This is a genomic window from Microcystis sp. M169S2 (assembly GCF_020245865.1).
In the GTDB taxonomy this organism is placed as follows: domain Bacteria; phylum Cyanobacteriota; class Cyanobacteriia; order Cyanobacteriales; family Microcystaceae; genus Microcystis; species Microcystis ichthyoblabe_A.
Map to the genome: position 1 here is coordinate 1 of NZ_JADBUB010000158.1, position 5,287 is coordinate 5,287.

The following is a 5,287-nucleotide window of genomic DNA, read 5'->3' on the forward strand; positions in this document are numbered from 1 at the left end:
ATCCGAATGCTTCGCCCCTACAGGACGCGGGCCGATGAAGACGCAAGGTTTTGAAGCACGATTCTCTCAAAATCTTGCACCTGTTTCGCGAGAAAAGCCACAAAACCCTTACCTTGCCTACATTTCACCTTTATTCAGCAAGCCCTAATTAGGGGGGTTAAACTAAGTTAACCCACCGGAATCATCCCGTTTATTTTTAAGGTAAAATCAAAAAACTTCCCTGACAGAAAAGAGTTTGATCGTCGAGAATAAAAGATTTAATCTCCACATCTTTACCTAAATCGACGGTAAAAGGTTGCAGATCAATAGATAAATCTGGGGCTAAACCTTGCCATTGTCGGGGACTAATCCCTAAAGTGCGGGCATCTTCTAGGGTAATATCAGCGCTAAAAATTACTTCTGCACCCGTTTCTCTATGGCCGAGAAGAGAGAAATAACCCTGATTTAAGAGAACATTTTTCCAGTTAAAACGCTGTTGTGAGATAATTTCTCTGGCGTTAACAATTCCGTTATTTTCTAGGGAAAAAATTAGTAAATCGGCAAAAGCATTAACTAAAATAGTCGAGGCGATCGAATTATTTAAATCCTGCTCGTTAATTTCCACCTCACCGCTAACCCGAATAGGTTCCAAAATTTTTAGGGGTTTCCCTCGCAAAACCTGCCCGATATTAAGACGAATATTTTCCCCTCTTAATTGCGCTTTACCTAGATGTAAACCTTGATAAATCGCTTTTCCCACGGCTAAAAATACCCCGGGGATATAACCGCGCAAAATTTGCCGATCATGACCTTGCAGCTGCATTTCTAAATCTTCTATCTGTTCTACTTGCGTTCTTAAGAACAGACGTACTGCTGGCGGCAAAACCTTACTAATAATCTCACTTTGAGTATTGACCCACATAAACGTTATCTCACTCACTCCACAATTTTTCTAATTGTAACAGAGCTAGATCGATCGAACCATGAGGGGCTGCCGTCAGCTATCAGTTATAGGTAAAAACTTCGCTACTTTCTTTTCACTGATTACTGATCACTGACAAGCCCCTAATTCTTAGGTTTTTGAGGCGTTGAGGGAATTAAAACGAGGGGAAAGATAGGCGACTAAAACCCCGAGGGCAAAACCGATTAAATTGCGGAAAAGGGGCAGTAATTCACTGGTGCGAGTAACCACCGGTCCGATGCCAAAAGCAACAAAGAGGATAAACCAGAGGGGAGAGACAATTAAAACCCATTGCCAAGCGAAAACCTGTCCTTCTTTGCGAGGAATACCGGCAAAACCGAAGACTAAACCGCCGACAATTGAGGTAATTAAAGTTAAAATCCACTGTTCCTTTGGTAAACCGGGGACCACCGCACAACCACCTTTAACTAAACAGCCTTTTACCGTGTCCAAGGATTGTACGATCGCGTTATTTTCGCCATTTTCCCGGACAAAATACATATTACCGAAACGGGCCTGTAATTCGATCCAAAAAGTGCGGGGTAAAAATTCATAGACGGCATCACCAATACTAAAAGATAGTAGATTACCGCCGCGACCATCGGCCACTAGGAGAATACTTTTATCATCCAATCCCCAGAAATTAATCACGGCCCGGCCGGGGCTGCGGTCATATTGGGTTAAAACTCGCATTTTCCAGCCGGTTTCCCCTTGAAATGTCTCGATATCTCGGATTAATGCCTCTTCCTGTTTTGCGGGTAGATAATTGGCTAAATCAACGATCGGAGTGGCTTGATTGGGCAGTAATTCGGGATTATTCACCGCTAGAGCTTGATCCGGGCAGATAATCCAACCCAGACAGCTAATGACACCAATTACAAGAGCGATCGAGATTCCTCGGCAAAAACGATTGAGCATAGCACTTCTAGACAATGAGAATTTTTTCAGCAAGGGTGTAGGCTAACTTTCAGTTTCTTTACACTTATTTACTTTATCTTAAGGGAATTCTCAACTTTAGTCACCCAGTTAGGGACTTGCGCTTTGATAATGTACCTTTTGGGCGAACGCAGTTCGCCCCTACATTAATGTACCTTTTGGGCGAACGCAGTTCGCCCCTACATTAATGTACCTTTTGGGCGAACGCAGTTCGCCCCTACATTAATGTACCTTTTGGGCGAACGCAGTTCGCCCCTACATTGTGGACAAAATCCGTTACTGTAGGGGCGCAAGGAACCTGCGCCCTCCGATCGCCCAGGTTTGCTGATCACCCTAAGTAGGGGGAGAGCCTTTGAGAGTCCCCGCAGCTAAGGGACTTGCGCTTTGATAATATGCCATCTGGCCGGCCTGATTCTTCTACAGAGCGATTTTCTGGCTAGGATATTATTCCCACGCAAGTCCCTTATCGGTCATCAGATGCGAGTTTTCAGTTCACTCTCCAGAAACTCAACTCAAGCTGATGAGGTCTCAACCAGTGGCATTAACTGGATCTTTTGCCAAAATGGAGTGAATATAGTAGCGGGGGGATGGTCAATGACAGCACAGGAAGTATTAGAGTTAATTCAACGGGCAAAAGACGAAAGAGCGGGGGAGTTGGATCTGTCCGACAAAAACTTAACAGAAATTCCCCCCGAAATCCCTCAACTCACCTCCCTGCAATACCTCTACCTCAGAAATAACCAAATCAGCGAGATACCAGAAGCGCTCGCTCACCTCACCTCCCTGCAATACCTCTATCTCAGCGATAACCAAATCAGCGAGATTCCAGAAGCGCTCGCTCACCTCACCTCCCTGCAATACCTCTATCTCAGCCATAACCAAATCAGGGAGATTCCAGAAGCGCTCGCTCACCTCACCTCCCTGCAATACCTCTATCTCTACAGTAACCAAATCAGGGAGATTCCAGAAGCGCTCGCTCAACTCACCTCCCTGCAACTCCTCGACCTCAGCAATAACCAAATCAGGGAGATACCAAAAGCGCTCGCTCAACTCACCTCCCTGCAAGTCCTCTATCTCTACAGTAACCAAATCAGGGAGATTCCAGAAGCGCTCGCTCAACTCACCTCCCTGCAACTCCTCGACCTCAGCAATAACCAAATCAGGGAGATTCCAGAAGCGCTCACTCAACTCACCTCCCTGCAACGCCTCTACCTCAAAAATAACCAAATCAGGGAGATTCCAGAAGCGCTCGCTCACCTAGTCAACCTGAAGCGATTAGTCCTCAAAAATAACCCGATTACCAACGTTCCCCCGGAAATTATTCGTCAGGGATGGGGTGAAGAAATATCGGATGATGGCAACCCGCAGGCGATTTTTAGTTATCTCAAGAATAAAGCTACACGCCCTCTTAATGAGCTTAAAGTTTTATTGGTGGGGGAGGGGGATGTGGGGAAAACTTCCCTGTTAAAGAGGTTACTGCACAATACCTTTAATTCCGGAGAACCCAAGACCCCCGGCATTAATATTGAAAGGTGGCAACTGCCCCAAAAACCCGATATTCGCCTCAATATCTGGGATTTTGGCGGTCAGAAAGTGATGCAAACCACCCATCAGTTTTTTCTGACTAAACGCAGTCTTTATCTGCTTGTCCTCGACAACCGCAAAAATGAACAGCAAAACCGTCTGGAATACTGGTTAAAACTCATTGAAACCTACGGAGGCAATTCTCCCGTGATTATCGTGGGTAATTGTGCCGATGAAAATCCCCCGCAAGTTAAGATCCGCACCCTCCAGAAAAAATATCCCCAAATCACCAAGCTAATCGCCACTTCCTGTAAAACCGGTGCGGGAATCGAGCAACTTGTGCAGGAAATCGCCTCTCAAATCGATGCTATTCCCCATATCAAAGATTTATTGCCTAATAGTTGGTTTGAGATCAAAACTCAACTAGAAGCGATGCAAAAGACTTATGACTTTATTTCCTACGAAAAGTATCAGGAAATGTGTCAGACAGCCGAGATTAAAGAGGCCAGCGATCAAAAAAGTTTAGTGCAGTTTCTCCACGATCTCGGTATTGTCCTCAACTACCAAGATGATCCGCGACTGAATGAAACCAATGTCCTGAACCCGGAATGGGTAACTGACGGTGTTTATGATATTCTCAATAATCACGATTTGATGGTACAAAAAAAGGGCATTCTTTCACTGCCAGATCTGGAAAATATTCTCAAACAACCCCAACGTTATCCCGAAAATAAACGCGGATTTTTGATGGATTTGATGGGAAAATTTGAACTCTGTTTTCCCCTTGATGGTTACAGTCCCGCTCGCTATCTAATCACCGATCTTCTACCCATCGATGAACCGGATGTGGATATCTACGAAAACGCACCTTTACACTTCCAGTACCGTTATGATATCCTGCCCGGTAGCATCATTTCCCGCTTTATCGTCCGTAATCACCAGATGATCTATAAAACCATGCGTTGGCGTAGTGGTGTGGTTCTGACAATGGATCTTAATAGAGCTTTGGTGCGTGCCGACGAGGAAGATAACTACATCAGCATAAAAGCCCAGGGTTCCCGTGCTAGTGCGCTTTTAGCTATTATTAAGACAGATTTTGATAAAATTCACGATACTATCCCTAATTTAGCCGTACAGGAAAAGTTAGTGATTCGAGAATTGCAAGGGGAAAAACCCACCGGGGTAGAAGTTCCCGTCGATTATCTCCATCTGATAGAACTCGATCACCAAGGTGTCGTGGAGGCAATTCTCCCCGGTTTGCGCGGCAAATATAATATCCGCGATATCTTAGAAGGGGTGGAATCTAAGACAGAAAGAGCAAGAGATCTCGATATAAGGGAGGAACGTGGCCGCAAAAGCCGAGAAAATCGCCCTATGAGTCCCAAAACGCCAGAAACTCCCAATCTCCTGAAACCTAGTCTCGCTTTGTTGCTGGTTTTCGCTGTGGTTGCTTGTATAGTTGCGGTGATTGCCCATTTTGTGCCAGATTCAAAGCATATTACCAGCGTTTTGACAATTATTGTTATCTTTGCTTTTATTGTCTTTGTGTTATTGCTCTTGACGGGTAAAATCAATCAAACGACCTTTAATCAGCTTTTTGAAGTTTTGTCGCGATTTATCCCTACTTTTAAAGGACAAGAACCAAAAACCAACAACGATGACACCCCCCAAGAAACCCCCAAATCGGAGCAGTAAAGATTTGCTTACCACAGAAAAGTAACTTAGACGAAAAAGTTTACAAATATTTAGGGTTTGCTGAATAAATGTGAAATGTAGGCAAGGTAGAGGTTTTGTGGCTTTTCTCCCGAAACAGGTGCAAGATTCTGAGAGAATCGTGCTTCAAAACCTTGCGTCTTCATGGTTCCGCGTCCTGTAGGGGCGAAGCAT

General features: G+C 44.7%; 3 protein-coding genes. 1 reads left to right on the plus strand and 2 read right to left on the minus strand.

All coding sequences use genetic code 11. The features are described from left to right. Positions 1-196: 196 nt before the first annotated feature. Both IM485_RS15900 and IM485_RS15905 read right to left on the minus strand, forming a co-directional pair. Positions 197-901 carry an LmeA family phospholipid-binding protein gene (locus IM485_RS15900; protein WP_103111668.1) on the minus strand — a complete coding sequence of 235 codons (705 nt, stop codon included), beginning with the start codon at positions 899-901 and terminating at the stop codon, positions 197-199. 150 nt (positions 902-1,051) lie between these two features. Next, on the minus strand, positions 1,052-1,858 hold the full coding sequence (locus IM485_RS15905; protein WP_002775882.1) for a TPM domain-containing protein: 807 nt from the start codon (positions 1,856-1,858) through the stop codon (positions 1,052-1,054). Positions 1,859-2,470: 612 nt separating this feature from the next. On the opposite strand from IM485_RS15905, the gene IM485_RS15910 reads away from it, so the two are divergent. Further along, positions 2,471-5,095: a leucine-rich repeat domain-containing protein gene (locus IM485_RS15910; protein ID WP_287744279.1), complete on the plus strand. Its 2,625-nt coding sequence runs from the start codon at positions 2,471-2,473 to the stop codon at positions 5,093-5,095. Positions 5,096-5,287 lie beyond the last annotated feature (192 nt).